Here is a 21,058-nt window from a genome sequence, read left to right on the forward strand (position 1 = left end):
CGACGAGATTCGAACTCGCGACATCCACCTTGGCAAGGTGGTGCTCTACCAGCTGAGCTACGTCCGCACATGCTGCCCATCGAAATGATTCCGACGTTCAACAACAAACAAGTTGCCTTGTTCTGGTGGGCGATACTGGGATCGAACCAGTGACCTCTTCCGTGTCAGGGAAGCGCGCTACCGCTGCGCCAATCGCCCATGCATCCAGCCAAAGCTGGAAGACATGGTTTTCACCGAGGTGGGTACGGGATTCGAACCCGTGTATACGGCTTTGCAGGCCGCTGCCTCGCCTCTCGGCCAACCCACCGTGTAAGCAGGATTCCGGGGAATTCTTGCCTTGACAGTGCCTTGCGAGCGGACGACGAGATTCGAACTCGCGACATCCACCTTGGCAAGGTGGTGCTCTACCAGCTGAGCTACGTCCGCAGTGCGGTTCCAACGGGCTGCCCTGCAGGCATTCCGTCGCTTTCCGACGAGTAAAAACTCTATAGGAGGTTCCTGCATTCTCCAAATCGGTTCCTCGCAGGTGGTTGCGGAACCGCTTGGATCGTTGAGTTGACGCGGAATTGGGGGAGTTTCATGGCTGTAATTCCATTGATGTAGTTCGTAGCTTTCCGGAACCTGGCGTCCCGTTTTGCAATCCGGCCGGGGTCCGTTAGTGTTTTCTATGCACCCGGGCGATTGGCGCAGTGGTAGCGCGCTTCGTTCACACCGAAGAGGTCACTGGTTCGAACCCAGTATCGCCCACCACCGGGAACCCCGTTTGGACTGTTTGCGACAGTCCAGGCGGGGTTTTTTCATGCAGTTTGTGCTCGTCCCAAGGACTGGAGATGCTTTCTCCGTCACGAATCCCGGCCGGGACACACACTTCCTACGTGCGTGGAGAAGAAGAAGAGCGGCCCGGTACCTTGCCGGAATCGTCGTTGCCGTTGGGCGAACTGGCACAGACGGCCCCCATCCTTGCTGGAAAGTTGGCCCGCCTGGCGCCGGAACAGCTCGCAATGATCTTCGCCTTGGAGAATTCTGTCGGCCCTCTATGACACAGTCTTTATATGACTGCTCCACTGCTTGCCCACGCTACTGACTACGGCCGAATGTATGCCCGGTCCACCACAGAGCAATTCTCCGTACCATCCATCACCACAGTGATCGGGCAACAGGCCCACGCCCTGGACGGTTGGTTCAGCTACATGGGCGCCAGCAGTCTGGCCTCGGATCCGGAGCTTCCTGCGATTCTTGGAAGTCCCGCACGGGTACGGCAAGCAGTCAACAAGGCTTCCAAGGCAGCTGAGCTATACCGGGACACGGCCGCTGCCCGCGGCGATCGTGTCCACACTTATTGCGAGCAGGTTGCCTTGCGGGCCCTGGGGCGCCCGCACCGGATGCAGGAATGCAGGGAAGAATTGGCAGCCAACGGCGAGCAGGCCTTCGCAGCCCGGTTTGATGAGTGGTGGGAGCTGTACCGGGTCGAGCCCTTGGCACCTGAAATCACTGTGTGGAACAACACGGTGGGATACGCGGGAACCTTGGATCTGGTGGCGAAGATCAACGGGCGAATTTGCCTTATCGACTACAAGACCAAAGGCACCACGCGTGATGGAACCGTGAAAGCCCTTGATGACAAAGTGGTCATGCAACTCACGGCCGGGATGAAGGCCGAGGAAAGCCTGGTGGATCCCGTCTCGGGTGAATGGGAGCCGTGGAGGTACGGAGACAACCCCATGCTCCTGGCGGTTGCGATTGGAGAGACGGAGGTAAGGCCCATGCGCGCCAATCCCGAGATCCTCAAGCACCACTGGTGGAAGTTCTGCGCTCTTCGACGGGTGTGGGAGATGTCGGCGGATGTCACTGCTGCCGGACAAGCGCTGCTTCCCGTGGCCCCGCCGGTGTTCGCTGCAGCCGGTCCTGTGCAGGTGAACAGCGTGGGCGCCGTGGCCTCAACGAACGCCATGGCCTCAACTAAACTGGCTTAGGCCCCGCAACACACGGGCCTAGGTTTGACGATCGTGAGGACAGGCAACGCATGGCAATTTTGAGTATCCGAATCATCGGGGATCCGGTGCTGCGCACCGTGGCTGACCCTGTCACCGACTTCGGTCCGGAGCTCGCCAAGCTGGTCGCCGACATGACAGAAACCATGGAGGATGTCGAAGGCGCTGGCCTCGCAGCTCCCCAGGTAGGGGTCAGCCTGCGGGTCTTTACCTACCGCATCGGGGGAGTGGAAGGCCACATCATCAATCCCGTCTTGGAAAACAGCGAGGATTTCCAACCCGACGAAGTAGAGGGCTGCCTCTCCATCCCCGGCCTGGGCTTCCCCGTGCGCCGCTACCGCACCACCCGGGCAACAGGCGTGGACTTGAACGGGAACCCCGTCTCCGTCGAAGCGGAAGGCATGTTGGCCCGTTGCTTCCAGCATGAAACAGATCACCTTGACGGTGTGCTGTACACCGACAGGCTGGAAGGCGAGGACCGCAAGGCCGCCTTGCGTGCCATCCGCAACGCCAACTACCACGCCATTACAGAACAAACCACCTCCAAGCGCGCCAACACGGTAGGGTCCAGCTTCGGCGGCGGCAGTTTTGGAGTTCCCGAGTGAGGGTGCTCTTTGCGGGCACCCCCGCCGTTGCGGTCCCGTCGTTGGACGCCTTGGTTAAGGCCGGTTTCGACGTCGTCGCTGTCCTGACCCGTCCGGACGCTCCGTTGGGACGCAAGCGCGTCATGACGCCATCCCCGGTGGCGGCGAGGGCAGAAGAGTTGGGCATCGACATCATCCGGGCAGCCAAGGTCGACGCCGACACCACAGCACGCATTGCGGACTACGCACCCGATGTGGCCGCCATCGTGGCGTACGGAGGAATAGTGCCCCGGGCGGCTTTGGATGTTCCCAAGCACGGTTGGGTCAATCTCCACTTTTCCCTGCTTCCGGCCTGGCGCGGGGCTGCTCCCGTCCAACGCTCGCTGATGGCAGGTGATGACATCACCGGAGCCGTGACGTTCCAACTGGAGGAAGGTTTGGATACAGGGCCGGTTTTCGGAACCCTGACTGAGGCCGTCGGTCCGGAAGACACGGCCGGCGATCTGCTGGAGCGGCTCTCTTTCAGTGGGGCAGTCCTTCTGAGCCAGACACTCTCCGCCATCGATGCGGGGCAAGCATCGCCGCAGCCCCAAACGGGGGAAGTCTCGCTCGCGCCGAAACTCAGCCTCGATGACGGACGCCTGGACTGGCAAAAGCCCGCGTTGGCCTTGACTCGTCAGGCCCGCGGCGTCACCCCCGAGCCGGGTGCGTGGACGACTTTGGATGGGCAGCGGGTCAAGTTGGAATCCGTAGGGCTGAGGTCGGAAGTCAAGGACCTGGCACCGGGCGCAATCCGCGTGGATGGCAAAGTTGTCCTGGTGGGAACCGGCTCCCATGCAATTGAACTGGGCCGCATCCAGCCGGCCGGCAAGAAGATGATGTCGTCGGCTGATTGGGCCCGCGGCCTGGCAGCACCCGAGAGAGTGGTATTCGAATGAGCGAGTCCGGCCGCCGAGGCCCGAACAACAGCGGCAGCCGGGACGGCGGCGGGAACGGCAACCGAGGGGAAGGCAGCCGCGGGCAGGGGCACCGTGGGGCCGGGGGCGGAAGCCGCCGCAACGCCCAGGGCAGGGAGCGGAACCGGGGACCCCAGCGGGGCTTTACCAATAATGCCCCCTCGCAGAGGACCCGCCGGGCGGACCCCGCGCGATTGGTCGCCTTTGAGGTACTCCGCGCTGTCGCTTCCGAGGACGCCTATGCCAACCTCGTCCTCCCTGCCAGGATCCGGGAGCACCGCTTGGACCGGCGCGATGCCGGGTTCGCCACGGAATTGAGCTACGGCGCCCTCCGTGGCCAAGGCACCTACGATGCCATTCTGGCCCGCTGCGTGGACCGGCCCCTGAATCAGCTGGATCCGGCGATTCTCGATGCTCTCCGGATCGGCGCACACCAGCTTTTGTCGATGCGTGTTCCTGCTCATGCTGCCTTGGACCAGACTGTTGGTCTGGCAAGGGCAGTCATCGGAGCCGGCCCGTCAGCCCTCATCAACGCTGTACTCCGCAAGGTCACCGCCCACACCATGGACCAGTGGCTGGACATCCTGCTGGACCACGAAACGGACGAGACCAAAATCGCCGCCCTGCGCCATGCCCACCCGGAATGGATCGTTCGCGCACTGCGTCAATCACTGGTGAACCATGGGCGTCCCAAGAGCGAGATCGATGCCCTGCTGGAAGCGGACAATGCCGCACCGGTGGTGAACCTTGTGGCTTTGCCTGGACTGGGCGACCTCGACGAGGCGTTCGACAACGGTGCGACACCCGGTGAGCTGGTGGAAGGATCGGCCCTTTCCGCCGGCGGCGACCTTGGTCGCTTCGAATCGGTCCGGCGCGGCACAACCCGTGTACAGGATGTCGGCTCCCAGCTTGTGGCACGTGCGTTGGCCGGTGTTGACCGGGGAGAGCGTTCCGCACGGGGTGAGAAGTGGCTGGACCTTTGTGCCGGTCCTGGCGGCAAGGCGGCGCTCCTGGCGGCCCTGGCTCATCGCGATGGCGCAACCCTCCTGGCGAACGAGCCTGCACCACACCGTGCCAAGCTTGTTCAACAGGCGCTCTCCGCTGTCCCGGAAGAAGCTTGGACCGTGCGGACAGGTGATGGACGCGAAGTGGGCAACGAGCACCGCGAATCGTTCGACCGTGTCCTGGTAGATGTACCTTGCAGTGGCCTGGGCGCGCTGCGCAGGAGGCCGGAGTCGCGCTGGCGGCGTTCACCCAAGGACATTGGAGACCTCGGCCCGCTCCAGCGCGAACTCCTGAATTCCGCCATTGACGCGGTCAAGCCCGGCGGTGTGGTGGCCTACGTGACGTGTTCGCCCCATCCGGCGGAGACCACGGCCGTGGTCAGCGATGTCCTGGGCAAGCGGGCGGACCTCGAACTGCTGGACTCCGGGCAGGCACTGGACCACGTCAGCCTTACGGGCAACCTTGGGGCAGGACATGAACACACTGCCCAGCTGTGGCCGCACATCCACCAAACAGATGCCATGTTCATGGCCATCATCCGCAAGAAGCCGTAGCTGCACGTTCCTGGCCGCATCGGAACCCCCGCCACGGCCGCACCATGACCCACACCGACCCGAAGGGGCTGCCTTGTCTCAGTGCTGTATCAACCCGAGCATCCTGTCTGCTGACTTCGTCAATCTTGAGGCAGAGTTGCAGCGCATCAGCAACGCCGACGCCGTGCACGTCGATGTCATGGACAACCACTTCGTGCCCAACCTGACGCTCGGATTGCCGGTGGTGCAGAGGATCCAGGCGGTCAGCCCGGTTCCGCTGGACGCGCATCTGATGATTTCCGACGCCGACCGCTGGGCACCTGCCTACGCAGACGCCGGCGTCGCGTCCGTGACGTTCCACGCCGAAGCGGCCGTCGCTCCGGTCAAACTGGCCCGTGAATTGCGCGCGCGGGGTTCCAAGGCCGGAATGGCGTTGCGTCCGGCCACCCCGGTGGAGCCGTACCTGGACATGCTCAGCGAACTGGACATGCTGTTGATCATGACCGTTGAACCTGGCTTTGGCGGGCAATCCTTCCTTGACATCACGCTGCCCAAGATCAGGCGGGCCCGCGCGGCAATCGAGGGTTCGGGCGTTGCCGTGGCGATCCAGGTCGATGGCGGGATCACGGAGGAAACCATCGTCAGGGCTGCTGAGGCGGGCGCCAACGTCTTCGTGGCCGGCTCAGCGGTCTACGGCCATGAGGACCCGGCAGCAGCCATCGATCGGCTGCGCACCGCAGGACAAGCCGCGGCGGCGGCAAAAGCCTGATGGTTGTTATGGGATGTTACGAAGATGGCCGGGAATAGCCTGGCCGTCGTCGTAGGTGTGGCACAATAACAACACACATACGTGCTCCGGGGTCGGTGTAAGTCCGAACCGGCGGTCATAGTCCGCGACCCGCGAGCCACTGATGTCCTGAGCGATCAGGACTTTCGGTGGCAGACGGTTGAACCGGTGGAATTCCGGTACCGACAGTTAAAGTCTGGATGGGAGAAGCACGTACAGTCATGCCGTGGGCGTTCCTTCAGCGACGCCCGGTATTGCGCTGTCGTACACCCCCGGAGTCATCGCGGCTTACTGGGAAGGAACGGCATGGACTTTCTGCGATGGCTCTTCGAAGCACAGATCCCCGTTGGTGGATCTGCCCTTGTCTTACGCGAAGTGCTTGGAAACATCTTTGGGTTGCTCAGCGCCCTCGGCGGAATGCGCCGGAAAGTCTGGGCCTGGCCGGTCGGCATCGTCGGCAACATTCTTTTGCTCACCGTGTTCCTCGGCAACGTGTTTGGTGCCGCTGCGCCCGCCACTCTCTGGGGACAGGCCGGACGGCAGGTAATGTTCATCGCGGTGGCCGCCTATGGCTGGTACCGCTGGCAGCAAGGCCGTCAAACGAGTACCCAGGGCCGTGCGGTGATACCAGGCTGGGCCTCCAACAAGGTCCGCCTGGCGTTGATCGGCGCAATGTTCGCCGGAACCGCCGCCCTCACACCCTTGTTTGACTCGCTGGGCTCTTATCCGCCGGTGTGGGCCGACGCCTGGACCTTCATGGGCTCGCTCCTGGCCACCTACGGAATGGCACGCGGTTGGACCGAATTCTGGCTTATCTGGGTCGCCGTGGATATCGTCGGAGTGCCTTTGTTGTTCAGCGCCGGTTACTACGCCAGTGCTGTCATGTACCTCTTCTACGGATTCTTCACGCTGACCGGCTTCTTCGTTTGGTGGCGGGCGGAAAAGCGTGAGCGCGGCGCAGTTCAGGCCGTTGCAGTTGCCGCGGGGGCTGTTCGATGACCGCGCACGGTGCATTTGCGCCGGCTGAGACGTCGGCGATGGATGCGGCCCTGGCGGCCGCGCTGGCTGGCCCCCGTGGGGCGAATCCCTTGGTCGGCGCTGTCATTCTCGGCCCGGATGGCGAACAGCTGGCCACGGGATACCATCGCGGAGCTGGAACTGCCCATGCCGAGGCCGACGCGATTTCAGAGGCCCGGCGCCAAGGCATCGATATTCAAGGCAGCACCATGGTGGTATCCCTTGAGCCTTGCAACCATGTAGGCCGTACGGGCCCGTGTGCCCAGGCAATCATCGCGGCCGGTATCGCGAAGGTGATTTACGCCGTCGACGATCCCCATGACCCGGCCGCCGGCGGCGCCAGGACCCTGCGCGCAGCGGGCATTGAGGTTACGTCAGGACTCGGCCGTGAAGAATCACTTGACCTGAACCGGGAATGGTTCGACGCCGTTGCCGCCAAGCGCCCCTTCGTCACCTTGCACATAGCCCAGACCCTGGACAGCCGCATCGCTGCCGTCGACGGCACCAGCCAGTGGATCTCCAGCGCCGAGTCGCTGGAAGACAACCACGGGTTGCGTCGCCTGATCGACGCGATCCTGGTGGGGACCGGAACAGTGCTTATTGACAACCCGCGGTTGACGGCCCGGACCCCGGCCGGTGAACTTTCCCAACGCCAACCCATCAGGGCAGTCATGGGCCTCAGGGATGTCCCGGAGGAAGCTGCCGTGCGGGGAAACGACGGCCGCTTCCGTCATCTGCCCACAAGGGATCCTGCCGAGGCGCTGGGCATGCTGTTCGACGAGGGCGTCCGTCACGTGATGGTCGAAGGGGGCTCGAGCATTCTGAGCACCTTCCTTGCTGCCGGCTTGGTGGACGAGTTGATCGTCTACCTCGCCCCGACCTTGCTGGGATCGGGGACTCCGGCCCTGAACGACCTCGGCATAGGCACACTCGCCGATGCCCAGCATTGGGAATGGGACGCAGCCTCCGGGGGATCGGTCCGCACTCTGGGCAATGACCTTCGGCTGCATCTTCGCCCCGCCGGACGCACTTCCAACACACCACAGAATTCGATTCCGCAGACGCGTGTGACCTCACACAGTGAAGCTGCGGAATATGTCACAGGAGGACACTGATGTTTACCGGAATCGTTGCAGAACAAGGCACAGTCCTTGGCATCGAGCACGACGGCGACGCCAGCGCGACACTGCGCTTGAAGGCTCCCACAACCGCGGGCGACCTGCCCTTGGGCGGCTCCATCGCCGTCAATGGCGTGTGCCTGACTGCGACCAGCATCGACGGCCAGGATTTCAGCGTGGACGTCATGGGGGAAACCTTGGTCCGTACCACGATCGGGGAGCTGGCGGCGGGGGACACCGTAAACCTCGAGCGCTGTGTTCCTGCCGGCGGTCGGCTGGACGGCCATGTCGTCCAGGGACACGTGGATGGCGTTGGTGAGCTGCTTGAACGCGAAGCGCTGGGGAACTGGGACCGCCTGCGGTTCGGCGTCCCGGCCCCGCTGGCGCGCTACATCGCCGAGAAGGGTTCGATCGCCGTCGACGGTGTTTCGCTGACCGTAACCGCTGTCAGTGCCGCGTCCGAAGCGGAACCGTGGTTCGAAGTCGGCCTTATTCCCACCACACTTGAGGAGACCGGACTGGGGGCAAAGGCCGTAGGCGGCCGCGTCAACCTGGAAGTGGATGTCCTGGCGAAGTACACCGAGCGCCTTTTGTCGTTCGCCCCGCAGGGAGGCACCCGATGAGCGCCACCACCAAGCCCGAGCAAAAAGCGGCGCCGCGTCCCGGTCTGGATCCGGTGGAGTCGGCGATCGCCGCAATGGCGGCCGGCAAAGCCGTTATTGTCGTGGACAACGAGGACCGGGAAAACGAAGGCGACATCATCTTTGCCGCTGAACACGCCACTCCCGCCCTGATGGGATGGACCATCCGGTATTCCTCCGGGGTTATTTGCGTTCCCCTGGAAGGTGAGCGGGCTGATGCCCTGATCCTGCCTCCCATGGTGGAAATAAACCAAGATGCTAAGGGTACTGCCTATACTGTTTCCTGTGACGCTGCGATAGGAGTCAGCACGGGAATTTCTGCCACGGACAGGGCCTTGACGGCTCGAATCCTGGCAGATCCCGCCAGTACTCCGGCGTCACTCACCCGTCCTGGGCATATTTTTCCGCTGCGGGCCGTTAAGGGGGGAGTGCGAGAACGTCCGGGACACACGGAAGCTGCCGTGGACTTGTGTCGTCTGGCCGGGCTCGCCCCGGTGGGTGTTATCGCAGAGTTGGTACATGACGACGGTGAAATGATGCGCCTGGACAGCCTGCGCGGATTTGCCGCTGAACATGGATGCCCCCTCATCTCCATTGAGGACCTGGTGTCGTATGTTGAAGCGGTGGATTCCCGGGCGGCGCATCGGGTAGACGAGGAGAAGCGATGACCGCATCGACAGCACACAGCAGTGAGCACACGGACTCCGGGCCGCACCCGGTGAGCGGTGGACCCATCGTGCAGTTGCCCACCGCCTACGGCGATTTCGTGGCGCAGGCATGGACGGACCATGTCACGGGAGTTGAACATCTCGCTGTCAGTTCACCCAACGCGCCCAAGGGTGGCCAGGCTCCTCTGGTCCGCCTGCACTCGGAATGCCTTACGGGCGATGTCTTCGGTTCCTACCGCTGCGATTGCGGTGAGCAGCTGGCTTTCGCGCTGGAACTGATCCATAAGGAAGGCGGTACGCTGCTTTACCTGCGTGGACAGGAAGGCCGTGGGATCGGCCTGGCCAACAAAATCAAGGCCTACGCCTTGCAGGAGGCCGGGTTCGATACCGTCGAAGCCAATGAGCAACTTGGACTGCCCGTGGATGCACGCTCCTATGACGCGGCTGGGCAGATCCTTGCGGAGATGGGACTCCACGAAGTCCGTTTGCTGAGCAACAACCCCGATAAGCAGCACCGCCTTGACAAGGCAGGGGTGACTGTCGTTGAGATGGTGCCCACAGAGGTGCCGTCCCGGGAGCAGAACCTCCGGTACCTGCAGACCAAGAAGGACCGGATGGACCACCTGCTCAGGCTCGAAGTCGAGCCGGTCAGCAACGGCAAGAACCCAGCTTCACCCAAGATTTTCAACAGCAACCAAGACTGAACGGATCCACAGCACACCATGAGCGGACACGGCGCGCCCACTATCGACCTCACTACCCTCAACCCCGAGGAGACCTCGCAGCTCAAGCTCGCCATCGTGGCGGCAAGCTGGCACACCCAGATCATGGACGGCCTGGTGGACGGTGCCCTGCGTGCAGCCAAGGAAGCGGGCATCGCGGAACCCACGCTGTTGCGGGTTCCGGGCAGCTTCGAACTTCCGGTCGCCGCTGCCAGGCTGGCACCGCACTTTGACGCCGTCGTGGCCCTGGGCGTCGTTATCCGCGGCGGAACCCCGCACTTCGACTACGTCTGCCAGGCCGCGACGTCGGGACTTACCGATGTCAGCGTCCGCACCGGAGTGCCGGTGGGCTTTGGCGTACTCACCTGCGATACCGAACAGCAGGGCCTCGACCGGGCCGGCCTTCCCGGCTCCCAGGAAGACAAGGGCCACGAGGCCGTCACAGCTGCCCTGGCTACCGCGGTGACGCTGAAGCACTTCAGCTGAGCGGGTACTGCCTCGGCTAAGCGTGCACGAGAAGGGGATGTCGGTGTGTCTTCACTCACATCCCCTTCGTCATGCAGCGCCCCAACGAGCGGCGTCGGCCCAGGAGCAAGTAGTCTGGAGGGCGTGAAGAATTTCGAGACGCTGTTCGCAGAACTGAGTGAGAAAGCAGCGACCCGCCCGGCAGGCTCGCGTACGGTAGCCGAGCTGGACTCCGGAATCCACGGCATTGGCAAAAAGGTGGTCGAAGAGGCCGCTGAAGTCTGGATGGCCGCGGAGTATGAATCGGACGAGGCTGCTGCTGAGGAAATCTCCCAGCTCCTGTACCACCTGCAGGTCCTCATGCTTGCCAAGGGCCTCAGCCTGGAAGACGTTTACAAGCATCTCTAGCCACGCCACTCCGCCTGCCCGCAGGCGGAGCAAGCCGCGTGGCCGATGTGCCTGAAACCTCCATTCCAAACAGAAAGTCTCCCAAAATGCTCCGTGTAGCAGTCCCCAACAAGGGATCCCTGTCCGAAGCCGCCTCCGCAATGCTGTCCGAGGCCGGATACCGCCAACGCCGCGACTCCCGCGAGCTGGTGATGGTCGATCCCGACAACGACATTGAATTCTTCTTCCTCCGTCCCCGGGATATCGCCGTGTATGTGGGACAGGGAACCCTGGACGTCGGCATCACCGGCAGGGACCTGCTCCTTGACGCAAAAGTCGAAGCCGAAGAACTGCTTCCCCTGGGTTTTGCGCCTTCGACCTTCCGCTTCGCCGGCCCTGTGGGTGACTTCACCGGCGTCGAGCAGCTTGAAGGCAAGCGCCTGGCCACCAGCTACGACGGCCTCCTGCGCGACTACCTGGCTGAGCGAGGCGTCAATGCCAAGGTGGTCCGCCTGGACGGCGCCGTCGAGTCCTCTGTCCGCCTCGGCGTTGCGGATGCCATTGCTGACGTGGTGGAAACCGGCAATACCCTCAAGGCCGCCGGCATGGAAATCTTCGGTGACCCCATCCTGAAGTCCGAGGCCGTGTTGATCCGCCGTTCGGGTTCCGGTGGCGCCGCCAATGGGACGGCCAAGGAAATCGACATCCTCATCCGCCGCCTCCAGGGCGTTCTGGTGGCGCGACAGTACGTGTTGATGGACTACGACATCCGCAAGGATCTGGTGGAAGACGCCGCGGCACTGACCCCCGGCCTTGAGTCGCCCACGGTTTCCCCGCTGCGTGATTCCGAATGGGTGGCCGTGCGTTCCATGGTTCCCAAGAAGGAAACCAACCGCATCATGGACGAACTGTACGACCTCGGCGCCCGCGCCATCCTGGTCAGCAGCATCCACGCCTGCCGGATCTGACACACGCACTGATCAAGTAGAGCCAGCAGAACTGAGGAGCAGCACATGGCTGTAGCCGTACGCGTCATCCCATGCCTGGACGTGGACGCGGGCCGCGTCGTCAAGGGCGTCAACTTTGAAGGCCTCCGCGACGCCGGGGACCCGGTGGAACTTGCCCACCGCTATGACAACGGCGGGGCCGACGAACTGACGTTCCTGGACGTCACTGCCTCATCGGGAAACCGTGAAACGACGTTCGACGTCGTTCGCCGCACCGCAGAGGAAGTGTTCATTCCCCTCACCGTGGGTGGTGGGGTCCGTGGTGTGGCCGAGGTCGATAAGCTCCTGCGCTTCGGTGCGGACAAAGCTTCCATCAACACGGCCGCCGTTGCCCGCCCCGAGGTGATCGACGAGATCACCCGGCACTTCGGCTCCCAGGTGCTGGTGCTCTCGGTCGACGCGCGCCGTACCCGGGAAGGTGACGTTCCGACGTCGTCCGGTTTTGAAGTCACCACGCACGGCGGCCGGACCGGTACCGGAATCGACGCCATTGCCTGGGCGAAGGAAGCTGCTGACAGGGGAGTCGGGGAGATCCTGCTGAACTCCATTGACGCCGACGGCACCAAGGATGGCTTCGACCTCGAACTCATCCGCCTGGTCCGTGCAGCGGTCAATATCCCGATCATCGCCTCGGGCGGCGCGGGGGCTCCAGAGCATTTTCCGCCGGCCGTCCAGGCAGGCGCCGACGCCGTGCTTGCAGCCTCGGTGTTCCACTTTGGTCCGGACGACATGATCTCCCAGGTCAAGACCGCGATCCGTGAGGCTGGCTTCGAAGTCCGCTGATTTCCCGCCGTAAACGTACAACGCGGGGTCACTTATGGCCCATCATCCCCTCCGGGATGGGCCATAAGTGACCCCGCGTTGGTGGTTAAAGTCCGATGTCCGCTGACTGCAAAAGCGCGACGGCGTCCGGCTGGCCCTCAAAGGTGACCAAGGCCTGGTTGGTGCGGCCGTGGGCGTGCATCAGCAATTCGCCCGGCTCGCCAACGATGGCCACGGAAACGGGTGCGCGCTTGGCAACGTGCCGCGGGCCTGTGGGCCTGACCAGAACGATGCCAAGGTCCACGCCACGGTACAGGAACGCTGCGCGCTTGATGAGGTCGTTCCAGAGAGCGTCCGAGTAGGCCTCGTCCAGTGCCCGGGGTGCCCAGCGGTCCCCGGCGCGGCGGATGTCTTCGGTGTGCACGAAGAATTCGATGAGGTTCGAGGTCTCGTCCAGCGCCTTGATCTTCAAAGGAGAAAACGCCGGCGGGCCCGAGCGGAAGGTCTTGACGAGGTCTGCGTAGTCGTCCGTGGTCTTCAGTTGCGAGGCCAGTTTGGAGGTGGCTTTCTCTGACGCTTTACCAAGGCGGGGGATCAGCAGTCCGACGCCGACAGCGAACTTCCGCTCCCGCAGATACAAGTGCGCGGCAAGGTCCCGTGTCCGCCACCCTTCGCAGAGCGTGGGGGAGTCAGGTCCGGCCGCCAGCAGGGTTTCGGCCAGTACTTCTCGGGAGGGATCGACGAAATGCATCACTTGTGAAACTAGCACGATCGGCGCGCACTTGCGCACTGGAACCGCCGCAGAATCGCCAGTCCCGCCAAAGGCACTAGACTTGATCTGATGTCAGAGCAGTCCGCCCCCAGCCCCTCTCCCGCCGTGGAGCTTTCCAGCGACCCCGCGGGTCCGTTGCCGCAGGAGATCGCAGATGCCCTTAAGCGCGATTCCGCAGGCCTGGTTGCCGCCATCGTGCAACAGCATGACACCAACGAGGTCCTGATGCTCGGGTGGATGGATGACGAAGCCCTGCACCGCACGATGACCACCGGACGCGTCACGTTCTACTCCCGTTCCCGCCAGGAGTACTGGCGCAAGGGCGACACTTCCGGACACGTACAGTTCGTGAAGTCAGTCGCCCTGGACTGCGACGGCGACGCCCTCCTGATCCGTGTTGACCAGATCGGCGCTGCCTGCCACACCGGAACCCGGACCTGTTTCGACGGTCGCGACCTGACGGTCGTCACGGGCCACCGCGAATAAGGCACCCCAGCACTTTCCACTGACGCACCACCTCAGACCAAAAGGCGGAGAACAATAGCCATGCAGGACCTTGGAATCATCAGCCCGGGCCTGGAAGAGTTCCGGGAACTCGCCGTCCACAGCCGTGTCATCCCTGTCCGGCTGAAAGTCCTTGCCGACGCCGAAACCCCCATCGGGCTCTATCGGAAACTGGCCAAGGGGCAGCCTGGGACCTTCCTGTTGGAATCAGCGGCCGTCGGCGGCGCCTGGTCGCGCTACTCCTTCATCGGTTCGAAGTCCCGCGCCACGCTGACCACCAAGGAAGGCCAGGCGCATTGGATCGGCGAGCCTCCGGTGGGCGTGCCCGTTTCCGGCAACCCGGTCGAAGCCGTCCGCGACACGATTTCCGCATTGCAGACCGACCGCTTCGAGGGCCTGCCGCCCTTCACCTCCGGCCTGGTGGGCTTCCTTGGCTGGGAATCCGTGCGCCACTGGGAGCGTTTGACCTCCCCGCCCGAGGATGACCTGCAGTTGCCGGAAATGGCGCTGAACCTGGTTACCGACATGGCCGTCCACGACAACGTCGACGGTACTGTCCTGTTGATTGCCAACGCCATCAACTTTGACGACAGCACCGAACGCGTTGACGAAGCCTGGCACGATGCCGTGGCCCGCGTGAACGGGCTCCTGGAGCAGATCAGCACGCCCGTGCCCCAGCCTGTTTCCGTGCTGGATACGGCTGCGTTGGACTTCGCCTCCAGCGTGCAGGAACGCTGGGACGAAGCCAAGTACTTGGAAGCCATCGACCGCGGCAAGGAAGCGATCGTGGACGGCGAGGTTTTCCAGGTGGTGATCTCGCGACGCTTCGAGATGGAATGCGCCGCTGATCCCTTGGACGTTTACCGCGTGCTGCGCAACACCAACCCCAGCCCGTATATGTACCTCTTCAGCTTGGAGGATGCCGACGGCCGCGAGTACTCGATCGTGGGGTCTTCGCCCGAAGCTCTGGTGACGGTGACCGGTGACGAAGTCATCACCCACCCGATCGCCGGCTCACGTCCTCGCGGCAAGACGGTTGAGGCGGACAAGGCCTTGGCGACTGAGCTGCTGGCGGACCAGAAGGAACGCGCCGAACACCTGATGCTGGTGGATCTCTCGCGCAACGACCTCTCCAAGGTGTGCGTCGCCGGTACCGTCGATGTCACGCAGTTCATGGAAGTGGAACGCTTCAGCCACATCATGCACCTGGTCTCCACGGTAGTGGGCGAGCTCGCTCCCCACGCCAAGGCTTACGACGTCCTGAAGGCTACCTTCCCCGCAGGCACGTTGTCCGGTGCCCCCAAGCCCCGCGCCCTCCGGCTCCTGGACGAGTTGGAGCCGCACCGCCGCGGCATCTATGGCGGTGTGGTGGGCTACCTGGACTTCGCCGGCGACATGGACATGGCCATTGCCATCCGTTCTGCCCTGCTCCGCGAAGGCCGTGCCTACGTTCAGGCCGGTGGCGGAATTGTGGCGGATTCGCACAAGCCCTCCGAAGCCTTGGAGACGGTGAACAAGGCCGCTGCGCCGCTGCGCGCCGTGCACACCGCGGGCTCGCTGCAGAACATTGCGGTAGATGCCGGTCGGGATGAACTGCCCGACGGCGGGACGTCCGCCCCGTGAGCACCGCCGCCTCCGCACTTCCCGCACAGGCCCCGCCCCGCTGGGCCCGCAAGTCGACTGTGGTCCTCGCGGCCGTCGTTCTTGCCTTGGCTGTTTTCGGAACCACCACGCAGACCTGGATCGAGGTGCAGCTGGATCCCGCTGGGGTGTCCAACAGCAACCTCCACGTGCCCGGCAACAAGGCTGCAACCGCCGTCACCGCACTTGCTCTCGTGGCGTTGGCCGGTGGCCTGGCCGCGTCCATCGCGGGCCGGGTGGCGCGGTGGATCATCGCCGTCATCATTGCCTTCTCGGCCGCCGGAATCGTCCTTGCCGCCTCCACCGTACTGGCCGATCCACTCGGAGCCGCCCAGGGATCCATCGCTGCGGCCACCGGTGTTGCTGGTGGGCAGGCGGGTGTGGTTGCCACGGCCTTCCCAGTGGTGGCCATCGTCGCAGGCGCCCTGCTGGCTGTGTGCGCCGCGGTGCTGCCGCTGGCCGGGCGTCACTGGAAAACCCGGACCAAATACGACGCGGGTTCGAGGGGCAGGCAGGACGGCGAGCCAGTGGACGAGATTGACAGTTGGGACAGCTTGTCACGGGGCGAGGACCCAACCTAGAGGCACAAGTGCAAAGTTTCGGTGCGGCGTTGCGCCAGCGTTGCCCCGCGCGTCGGTCGATGTCCCCGGCCGACGTCAATAAATGGCAGAATGTAAGCAGTATTCATCCTGAGGAGATTTCACATGAGCAAAACCACAGTGTCCGCAAACCAAGCTGATTCCACCATGGCCAGCCACGCTGACGCCATCGGTCACGGAAACAGCCCGGCTGCCTGGACCTGCGTGATTGTCATGCTGGTTGGTGCCTTGATCTCTTCCATTGCTTTCGTCATCGCCAGCACCCCCATTTTCGTTGGCGGCCTGGTTGTCATGGTTATCGGCCTCATCGTTGGCCTGGTAATGCGCAAGGCGGGCTACGGAGTGGGCGGCAGCAAGCTGCAGAACAACGGCCACTAATCGTGACCGTTCTTGATGACATCATCGTTGGCGTCAAGGAGGACCTCGAGGCACGCCGCGCCCTTGTGTCCCTCGAGGAGCTGAAGGAGCGCGCCGCCGCTGCTGCGCCTGCACGTGATGCCTGGGCAGCCCTGGGGGGAGCTTCGTCCGACCGCAGCGAGCTCAAGGTCATCGCCGAGATCAAGCGCCGGAGCCCTTCCAAGGGTGACCTCGCCTCCATCGCCGATCCCGCATCGCTGGCAGTGCAGTACGCGGACGGCGGAGCTTCCGTCATCAGCGTGCTCACCGAACAGCGCCGTTTCGGCGGCTCGCTGGCGGACCTTGATGCCGTACGTGCCGCCGTCGAAACGCCGTTGCTCCGCAAGGATTTCACGGTTGATGAGTACCAGATCTGGGAAGCCCGTGCACATGGCGCGGACCTCATCCTGCTCATTGTCGCCGCTTTGACCGATGAAGAGCTTGTACGGTTCAGCACCTTGAGCCACGAGCTCGGCATGAATGTCCTGGTGGAAACGCACACCGAGGAAGAGATTGAACGGGCTGTCGCTGCGAAGGCCAGGATTATCGGCATCAACGTGCGGAACCTGAAGACGCTCGACGTCGACCGCTCGGTTTTCGGTTCGCTGGCCGGTTTGATTCCCGCTGGTGCAGTCGTGGTCGCCGAATCCGGGGTCAGGGGTGCAGATGACGTCGCGCACTACGCCGCAGGTGGCGCCAACGCCATTCTTGTCGGCGAAGCGCTGGTCAGCGATTCCACCCCGCGCGAGCGGATTACCGAATTCAAGGCAGCTGGAGCTGCCGCCATCGCCGTCAGGAACTGAGGCAGTTACTGAATCACGGCGAGAATTCATAAGGCAGCCCGGGCTCAAGCCCGTGGCTGCCTTGTGGCACGTGGAACTACCCAAAGAACTAAGTGGAACAGGACGGTGAGACTGATGGTCGACGCGCCAACAGCCGGCTCAGAAGAGAATGCCGCAGACGCATTCCTGCAAGGTGGCCCTTCGCTGCGCAACGCATCGGGGCCCTACTTCGGAAGCTACGGCGGACGCTGGATGCCCGAGTCTCTCATCGCCGCGTTGGACGAAGTGCAGGACACCTTCGAAAAAGCCAAGGCTGATCCTGATTTCATCGCAGAGTTGAAGGACCTCAACAAGAACTACTCCGGCAGGCCGTCATTGCTGACGGAGGCGAAACGCTTCTCCGCGCACGCTGGGGGAGCGCGCATCTTCCTCAAGCGCGAAGACCTCAACCACACCGGCTCGCACAAGATCAACAACGTCCTCGGCCAAGCGCTGCTGGCCAAGCGGATGGGCAAGACCCGCGTCATCGCCGAAACCGGTGCCGGGCAGCACGGTGTTGCCAGCGCCACCGCAGCAGCCCTGCTGGGCCTTGAGTGCGTGGTGTACATGGGAGCCGAGGATTGTCGCCGTCAGGCTTTGAACGTAGCCCGCATGCAGTTGTTGGGTGCCACTGTTGTACCGGTCACCAACGGCTCCCAGACACTTAAGGACGCCATCAACGACGCCCTCCGCGACTGGGTCTCGAACGTGGAGAACACCCACTACCTTCTGGGCACTGCTGCCGGAGCCCACCCGTTCCCGGCCATGGTCCGCTACTTCCACGAAGTCATTGGCGAAGAAGCCCGGAGCCAGATCCTCGAGCAGACCGGAAAGCTTCCGGATGCCATTTGCGCCTGCATCGGCGGCGGATCCAACGCGATCGGTCTGTTCCACGCGTTCCTGGACGACGCATCGGTGAAGATCTACGGTTTTGAAGCCGGCGGTGAAGGCGTGGAAACCGGCCGGCACGCAGCAGCCATCTCCCTGGGCCGCCCCGGTGTGCTCCATGGCGCGCGTTCGTACCTCATGCAGGACGAAGACGGACAGACCATTGAGTCCCACTCGATTTCCGCAGGCCTGGACTACCCCAGCGTGGGTCCTGAACACTCCTACCTCGCGGACATCGGACGCGTCAGCTACGAGGCCGTCACTGACACCGAAGCCATGGATGCGTTCAGCCTCCTGTGCCGGACGGAAGGCATCATTCCCGCCATCGAGTCCTCGCACGCCCTGGCCGGTGCCATCAAGATTGGCCACCGCCTGACTGTTGGCAAGGAAAACCCTTCCGACGTCACGGTGATCGTGAATCTGTCCGGTCGAGGCGACAAGGACGTGGAAACCGCTGCGGCCTGGTTCAACATGTTGGACGAAGAGGGACACGTCAAGGGCACCACCCTGTCCACCCGTAAGCCCAAGGGGCCGTCCGACCGCGTGTCCGGGACTGCTGCGGATGAAAACGAGGACCAGAACTGATGAACGCCCAAACCGCCAGCAAGTCCGCTGCCGCCATCGACAAGGCCCGCGCCGAAGGCCGCGCCGCCTTGGTGGGCTACCTGCCTGCCGGGTACCCGACGGTCAAGGAAAGCATCGAAGCAGGCATCGCCTTGGCCCGCAACGGTGCCGACCTCATTGAAATCGGCATCCCGTACTCCGATCCCGTCATGGACGGTCCGGTCATCCAGGCAGCCACAACTGAAGCCATTTCCAACGGATTCCGCGTTGCAGATGTCTTTGACGTGGTGGCGGGCATCACGGCAGCTACGGATGCTGCCGTGCTGGTGATGACATACTGGAACCCCGTCATGCGCATGGGCGTGGACGAGTTCTCCCGTCGCCTGGAAGAAGCCGGGGGAGCGGGACTCATCACCCCGGACCTCGTTCCTGACGAAGCCTCTGAGTGGTTCGAAGCTTCCGACAAGTACGGACTGGACCGCGTGTTCCTCGTGGCTCCCTCGTCCACCCCCGAGCGGCTCGACATGACCGTGAAGGCAAGCCGCGGGTTCGTCTATGCCGTGTCCATCATGGGTGTTACCGGCACACGGACTTCAGTCAGCAGCGCCGCCGAGGAAGTGGTGGCACGCGCCCACGCGGCCGGGGCTGATCGGGTATGTGTGGGCTTGGGTGTCTCCAACCCGGACCACGTCCGTGAGATCGCTGCCTACGCCGATGGAGTCATCGTGGGCACCGCCCTGGTGGCGGCCCTCCGCGACGGCGGCGTGGACGCCGTCGGGCAACTCACCAAGAACCTCAGCGCCGGCCTGGGCCGCGCCGCTGCAGAAGCCTAGGAAAAGGAAACAGCGAAGCGCATGCAGACCGTCCTCCACGCAGCGGCAATGGTCCCCCTGAGTATTCCGAGCCCTTCGTGGTCCGGATTCGACATTCCGTTGCCGTGGGGGACTTTGCGCATCCACGCCTACGCCCTCTGCATCCTGGCGGGAATCATCGTCGGCTTGTGGCTGACCTCGGCGCGATGGAAGCAGCGCGGAGCGCCTGAGGGCAGCCTGTGGGATATCGCTATCTGGGCCATCCCGTTCGGCATCATTGGCGGCCGCCTTTACCACGTCTTTTCTTCGCCCGATGCGTACTTTGGGCCCGGCTTTGATGGCACGGGCGACCTCTCGCTGATCCCCCAGATCCAGCGCGGTGGACTGGGCATCTGGGGCGCCGTGGTCCTTGGCGTGGTGGGCGCCTGGATCGGCTGCCGCCGGGCCGGTGTCAAGTTGACTGCCTTCCTGGACGCGGCCGCTCCCGGCCTGCTCCTGGCCCAGGCCATCGGACGGCTGGGGAACTGGTTCAACCAGGAACTCTTCGGCGCACCCACAACCTTGCCGTGGGGCCTCGAGATCGACCCGTCCAACGCAAACTTTCCACCGGGAATGGCGGCGGACACACTGTTCCACCCGACGTTCCTCTACGAAATGCTGTGGAACCTTGCCGGCGTAGCCATCCTGTTGCTGCTGGACAAGAAGTTCAGGTTCCGTCGGGGCCGGCTGTTCTGGCTGTACGCCATGTACTACACGCTGGGCCGTGTCTGGATCGAGGCATTGCGTATTGACGATGCCGAGCAGATCACCCTCTTTGGAATCACCACCCGTCTCAACGTGTGGACCAGCATCTTCGTCTTCGTAGCGGCTCTGGTCATCTTCCTGGTACTAGGCCGACGTGCTCGGCCGGTGCCGGATACCCCTTATTTGGCGGGGCGGGAGCCGGAAAAGGACCCTTCCGGAGAGCCCGCAGCGGTGACGAGCGTCACCAGTCATGATGTGGACGCATCTGTCTCAGATAGTGGTTCACGTGATAATCTCCCTGATAACCACAGTGATCCGGACAACGTTGACGGGCCGCGGGACGCATCAGAGAAGACCGTTCAAGACACCACGTCTGCCACGGACGCCTCAGCTGATGCCACCGCCGCACGGAAAGCACCCGGATCCTCGCCTAGGGCAGACGACACCAAGTAGTCGCCGTAGGTAAAGGGGCAACAGAGTCACCGCTCGTAGGGCCCAGTCCACAGCGTCGTGGCACCCCGGAAACCGGATCGCAGCATACCGATGTTCACTGGTCAAGCCGGGGCCAGAGGTCTGCGTAACTGTTAGTTGCGCTGGATCGGCTGGCCTACAATTCCAATAACTAGCGCTTTGTTGTGCCCGTCACAGGGCAGGCAAGGTGGGGCCAACGTTGT

The 21,058-nt window shown here is 63.4% G+C and carries 24 protein-coding genes, 4 tRNA genes and 1 riboswitch; of the genes, 24 read left to right on the forward strand and 4 right to left on the reverse strand.

What is annotated here, in order from left to right; translation table 11 throughout:
* Positions 1-123: 123 nt before the first annotated feature.
* The 3 genes from FDP28_RS00010 to FDP28_RS00020 form a co-directional block, all read right to left on the reverse strand.
* A tRNA-Val gene (locus FDP28_RS00010) sits at positions 124-198 on the reverse strand.
* A gap of 38 nt (positions 199-236) precedes the next feature.
* Positions 237-307, reverse strand: a tRNA-Cys gene (locus FDP28_RS00015).
* A 46-nt stretch (positions 308-353) separates the two neighbouring features.
* Positions 354-426: transfer RNA gene (locus FDP28_RS00020), tRNA-Gly, on the reverse strand.
* Positions 427-675: 249 nt separating this feature from the next.
* Here FDP28_RS00020 and FDP28_RS00025 point away from each other — a divergent pair.
* From FDP28_RS00025 to hisF, 16 genes are all read left to right on the forward strand, one after another.
* Positions 676-750 (forward strand) — tRNA-Val (locus FDP28_RS00025).
* A gap of 125 nt (positions 751-875) precedes the next feature.
* A complete protein-coding gene (locus FDP28_RS20455; RefSeq protein WP_186313455.1) occupies positions 876-1,040 on the forward strand; it encodes a hypothetical protein in 165 nt (54 codons plus the stop codon).
* A 12-nt stretch (positions 1,041-1,052) separates the two neighbouring features.
* Positions 1,053-1,973, forward strand: coding sequence for a PD-(D/E)XK nuclease family protein (locus FDP28_RS00030; RefSeq protein WP_260842260.1), 921 nt, complete (start codon positions 1,053-1,055; stop codon positions 1,971-1,973).
* Between the two features lie 50 nt (positions 1,974-2,023).
* Positions 2,024-2,596 (forward strand): peptide deformylase, encoded by a 573-nt coding sequence (gene def, locus FDP28_RS00035; protein ID WP_144658580.1) that lies wholly within the window; start codon positions 2,024-2,026, stop codon positions 2,594-2,596.
* On the forward strand, positions 2,593-3,513 hold the full coding sequence (gene fmt, locus FDP28_RS00040) for a methionyl-tRNA formyltransferase (protein WP_144658581.1): 921 nt from the start codon (positions 2,593-2,595) through the stop codon (positions 3,511-3,513). Before def ends, fmt begins: the two co-directional genes overlap by 4 nt.
* Positions 3,510-5,090, forward strand: a complete 1,581-nt coding sequence (locus FDP28_RS00045) for an RsmB/NOP family class I SAM-dependent RNA methyltransferase (RefSeq protein WP_144658582.1) — start codon at positions 3,510-3,512, stop codon at positions 5,088-5,090. Before fmt ends, FDP28_RS00045 begins: the two co-directional genes overlap by 4 nt.
* Positions 5,091-5,163: 73 nt before the next feature.
* Entirely contained in the window at positions 5,164-5,838 is a 675-nt protein-coding gene (rpe, locus tag FDP28_RS00050) for a ribulose-phosphate 3-epimerase (protein WP_144658583.1), read from the forward strand.
* A gap of 77 nt (positions 5,839-5,915) precedes the next feature.
* Positions 5,916-6,073: riboswitch (FMN riboswitch) on the forward strand.
* A gap of 89 nt (positions 6,074-6,162) precedes the next feature.
* Entirely contained in the window at positions 6,163-6,855 is a 693-nt protein-coding gene (gene pnuC / locus FDP28_RS00055) for a nicotinamide riboside transporter PnuC (protein ID WP_144658584.1), read from the forward strand.
* Complete coding sequence (gene ribD, locus FDP28_RS00060; protein WP_144658585.1) at positions 6,852-7,988, forward strand: bifunctional diaminohydroxyphosphoribosylaminopyrimidine deaminase/5-amino-6-(5-phosphoribosylamino)uracil reductase RibD; 1,137 nt, start codon at positions 6,852-6,854, stop codon at positions 7,986-7,988. Before pnuC ends, ribD begins: the two co-directional genes overlap by 4 nt.
* The gene (locus FDP28_RS00065; RefSeq protein WP_144658586.1) at positions 7,988-8,614 is read left to right on the forward strand and encodes a riboflavin synthase; all 627 of its coding nucleotides are present in this window, start codon (positions 7,988-7,990) and stop codon (positions 8,612-8,614) included. The genes ribD and FDP28_RS00065 overlap by 1 nt, the downstream gene beginning before the upstream one ends.
* Positions 8,611-9,300 carry a 3,4-dihydroxy-2-butanone-4-phosphate synthase gene (gene ribB, locus FDP28_RS00070; RefSeq protein ID WP_144658587.1) on the forward strand — a complete coding sequence of 230 codons (690 nt, stop codon included), beginning with the start codon at positions 8,611-8,613 and terminating at the stop codon, positions 9,298-9,300. Before FDP28_RS00065 ends, ribB begins: the two co-directional genes overlap by 4 nt.
* The gene (gene ribA, locus FDP28_RS00075) at positions 9,297-10,004 is read left to right on the forward strand and encodes a GTP cyclohydrolase II (protein WP_144658588.1); all 708 of its coding nucleotides are present in this window, start codon (positions 9,297-9,299) and stop codon (positions 10,002-10,004) included. Before ribB ends, ribA begins: the two co-directional genes overlap by 4 nt.
* Before the next feature lie 18 nt (positions 10,005-10,022).
* Positions 10,023-10,508, forward strand: a complete 486-nt coding sequence (gene ribH, locus FDP28_RS00080; protein ID WP_144658589.1) for a 6,7-dimethyl-8-ribityllumazine synthase — start codon at positions 10,023-10,025, stop codon at positions 10,506-10,508.
* A 123-nt stretch (positions 10,509-10,631) separates the two neighbouring features.
* Positions 10,632-10,895 carry a phosphoribosyl-ATP diphosphatase gene (locus FDP28_RS00085; RefSeq protein ID WP_018778638.1) on the forward strand — a complete coding sequence of 88 codons (264 nt, stop codon included), beginning with the start codon at positions 10,632-10,634 and terminating at the stop codon, positions 10,893-10,895.
* Between the two features lie 86 nt (positions 10,896-10,981).
* Positions 10,982-11,842, forward strand: a complete 861-nt coding sequence (gene hisG / locus FDP28_RS00090) for an ATP phosphoribosyltransferase (RefSeq protein ID WP_144658590.1) — start codon at positions 10,982-10,984, stop codon at positions 11,840-11,842.
* 45 nt (positions 11,843-11,887) lie between these two features.
* Positions 11,888-12,664 carry an imidazole glycerol phosphate synthase subunit HisF gene (gene hisF / locus FDP28_RS00095; protein ID WP_144658591.1) on the forward strand — a complete coding sequence of 259 codons (777 nt, stop codon included), beginning with the start codon at positions 11,888-11,890 and terminating at the stop codon, positions 12,662-12,664.
* A gap of 85 nt (positions 12,665-12,749) precedes the next feature.
* Here the strand turns inward: hisF and FDP28_RS00100 are convergent, their stop codons facing one another.
* Entirely contained in the window at positions 12,750-13,394 is a 645-nt protein-coding gene (locus tag FDP28_RS00100; protein WP_144658592.1) for a TIGR03085 family metal-binding protein, read from the reverse strand.
* 90 nt (positions 13,395-13,484) lie between these two features.
* Here FDP28_RS00100 and hisI point away from each other — a divergent pair, with 90 nt between their 5' ends.
* From hisI to lgt, 8 genes are all read left to right on the forward strand, one after another.
* Positions 13,485-13,901, forward strand: coding sequence for a phosphoribosyl-AMP cyclohydrolase (gene hisI, locus FDP28_RS00105; RefSeq protein ID WP_144658593.1), 417 nt, complete (start codon positions 13,485-13,487; stop codon positions 13,899-13,901).
* Between the two features lie 60 nt (positions 13,902-13,961).
* The gene (locus tag FDP28_RS00110; RefSeq protein WP_144658594.1) at positions 13,962-15,542 is read left to right on the forward strand and encodes an anthranilate synthase component I; all 1,581 of its coding nucleotides are present in this window, start codon (positions 13,962-13,964) and stop codon (positions 15,540-15,542) included.
* Positions 15,539-16,141, forward strand: coding sequence for a Trp biosynthesis-associated membrane protein (locus FDP28_RS00115; RefSeq protein ID WP_144658595.1), 603 nt, complete (start codon positions 15,539-15,541; stop codon positions 16,139-16,141). The genes FDP28_RS00110 and FDP28_RS00115 overlap by 4 nt, the downstream gene beginning before the upstream one ends.
* A 123-nt stretch (positions 16,142-16,264) precedes the next feature.
* On the forward strand, positions 16,265-16,537 hold the full coding sequence (locus FDP28_RS00120; protein WP_144658596.1) for an HGxxPAAW family protein: 273 nt from the start codon (positions 16,265-16,267) through the stop codon (positions 16,535-16,537).
* Positions 16,538-16,539: 2 nt separating this feature from the next.
* Positions 16,540-17,358: an indole-3-glycerol phosphate synthase TrpC gene (gene trpC, locus FDP28_RS00125; RefSeq protein ID WP_186313456.1), complete on the forward strand. Its 819-nt coding sequence runs from the start codon at positions 16,540-16,542 to the stop codon at positions 17,356-17,358.
* 114 nt (positions 17,359-17,472) lie between these two features.
* The gene (gene trpB / locus FDP28_RS00130) at positions 17,473-18,849 is read left to right on the forward strand and encodes a tryptophan synthase subunit beta (protein WP_144658598.1); all 1,377 of its coding nucleotides are present in this window, start codon (positions 17,473-17,475) and stop codon (positions 18,847-18,849) included.
* Complete coding sequence (gene trpA / locus FDP28_RS00135) at positions 18,849-19,661, forward strand: tryptophan synthase subunit alpha (protein ID WP_144658599.1); 813 nt, start codon at positions 18,849-18,851, stop codon at positions 19,659-19,661. The genes trpB and trpA overlap by 1 nt, the downstream gene beginning before the upstream one ends.
* Positions 19,662-19,682: 21 nt before the next feature.
* Positions 19,683-20,837: a prolipoprotein diacylglyceryl transferase gene (gene lgt / locus FDP28_RS00140; RefSeq protein WP_144658600.1), complete on the forward strand. Its 1,155-nt coding sequence runs from the start codon at positions 19,683-19,685 to the stop codon at positions 20,835-20,837.
* Positions 20,838-21,058: the final 221 nt, after the last annotated feature.

The organism is Paenarthrobacter nicotinovorans, from assembly GCF_007670255.1.
GTDB classification, from domain to species: Bacteria; Actinomycetota; Actinomycetes; order Actinomycetales; family Micrococcaceae; genus Arthrobacter; species Arthrobacter nicotinovorans_B.

Excerpts from the sequence above, each read along its gene's own strand:
- FDP28_RS00030 (WP_260842260.1), top strand. The coding sequence starts at position 1,053 with ATGACTGCTCCACTGCTTGCCCACGCTACTGACTACGGCCGAATGTAT.
- def (WP_144658580.1), top strand. The coding sequence starts at position 2,024 with ATGGCAATTTTGAGTATCCGAATCATCGGGGATCCGGTGCTGCGCACC.
- FDP28_RS00045 (WP_144658582.1), top strand. The coding sequence starts at position 3,510 with ATGAGCGAGTCCGGCCGCCGAGGCCCGAACAACAGCGGCAGCCGGGAC.
- pnuC (WP_144658584.1), top strand. The coding sequence starts at position 6,163 with ATGGACTTTCTGCGATGGCTCTTCGAAGCACAGATCCCCGTTGGTGGA.
- ribD (WP_144658585.1), top strand. The coding sequence starts at position 6,852 with ATGACCGCGCACGGTGCATTTGCGCCGGCTGAGACGTCGGCGATGGAT.
- FDP28_RS00065 (WP_144658586.1), top strand. The coding sequence starts at position 7,988 with ATGTTTACCGGAATCGTTGCAGAACAAGGCACAGTCCTTGGCATCGAG.
- ribB (WP_144658587.1), top strand. The coding sequence starts at position 8,611 with ATGAGCGCCACCACCAAGCCCGAGCAAAAAGCGGCGCCGCGTCCCGGT.
- ribA (WP_144658588.1), top strand. The coding sequence starts at position 9,297 with ATGACCGCATCGACAGCACACAGCAGTGAGCACACGGACTCCGGGCCG.
- ribH (WP_144658589.1), top strand. The coding sequence starts at position 10,023 with ATGAGCGGACACGGCGCGCCCACTATCGACCTCACTACCCTCAACCCC.
- hisG (WP_144658590.1), top strand. The coding sequence starts at position 10,982 with ATGCTCCGTGTAGCAGTCCCCAACAAGGGATCCCTGTCCGAAGCCGCC.
- hisF (WP_144658591.1), top strand. The coding sequence starts at position 11,888 with ATGGCTGTAGCCGTACGCGTCATCCCATGCCTGGACGTGGACGCGGGC.
- FDP28_RS00100 (WP_144658592.1), bottom strand. The coding sequence starts at position 13,394 with ATGCATTTCGTCGATCCCTCCCGAGAAGTACTGGCCGAAACCCTGCTG.
- hisI (WP_144658593.1), top strand. The coding sequence starts at position 13,485 with ATGTCAGAGCAGTCCGCCCCCAGCCCCTCTCCCGCCGTGGAGCTTTCC.
- FDP28_RS00110 (WP_144658594.1), top strand. The coding sequence starts at position 13,962 with ATGCAGGACCTTGGAATCATCAGCCCGGGCCTGGAAGAGTTCCGGGAA.
- FDP28_RS00120 (WP_144658596.1), top strand. The coding sequence starts at position 16,265 with ATGAGCAAAACCACAGTGTCCGCAAACCAAGCTGATTCCACCATGGCC.
- trpB (WP_144658598.1), top strand. The coding sequence starts at position 17,473 with ATGGTCGACGCGCCAACAGCCGGCTCAGAAGAGAATGCCGCAGACGCA.
- trpA (WP_144658599.1), top strand. The coding sequence starts at position 18,849 with ATGAACGCCCAAACCGCCAGCAAGTCCGCTGCCGCCATCGACAAGGCC.
- lgt (WP_144658600.1), top strand. The coding sequence starts at position 19,683 with ATGCAGACCGTCCTCCACGCAGCGGCAATGGTCCCCCTGAGTATTCCG.